The sequence below is a fragment of the Komagataeibacter kakiaceti JCM 25156 genome, from assembly GCF_000613305.1.
The window spans coordinates 1-561 of sequence record NZ_BAIO01000900.1 but is presented as its reverse complement, the minus strand read 5'-3'; the positions used below and the strand labels follow the sequence as shown (position 1 = coordinate 561).

General features: G+C 68.4%; 2 pseudogenes. Both read left to right on the top strand.

The annotated features are described in order from the left end of the window. A pseudogene (locus tag JCM25156_RS31870) lies at positions 1–335 on the top strand (HlyD family secretion protein); the annotation flags it as partial. After that, positions 257–561: pseudogene (locus JCM25156_RS31865) on the top strand (efflux RND transporter periplasmic adaptor subunit); the annotation flags it as partial. The pseudogenes JCM25156_RS31870 and JCM25156_RS31865, both read left to right, overlap by 79 nt.

The window sequence follows — 561 nt, the reverse complement described above, 5'->3', positions numbered from 1 at the left end:
CGCTTGACCAGGCTACCCCCCTGAAGCGGCGCGCGGCGGCCCTGCTGCCCGCGCAGGCGATTTCACGCAATGAATATGATGACGCGGTGCGTCGGTACAAAACCGCGCAGGATCAGGTGCAGGCCACGCAGGCGCAGGTGCGCGTCGCACAGGAACAGCTTGGTTACACGCGCCTGCTGGCCAGTGAAGGTGGCGTGGTGACGGAAAGGCTGGTCGAGGCGGGGAGGTGGTCGCGGCAGGCCAGCCCGTGCTGCGCATGGCGGCGGGTGACGGGCTGGACGCGCAGTTCGACATGCCCGAAGCCCTCGCGCAGTCCCGTCTGGCCGTGGGCATGACGCTGAAGGTCTGTCTGGACGCGGCACCTGCGGTCTGCGCGCCCGCTGCGATTTATGAAATCGCGCCCGATACCGATCCGCTCACCCGCACCTATCATACCAAGGCCCTGCTGCACGCCACGCGCGACATGATGCCGCTGGGCGCCGTGGTGACAGGCCATCTGGCCACGGCGGCCACGACATCGGCCGTCCACCTTCCCCCGCCGCCTGACAACGCACGATGCAG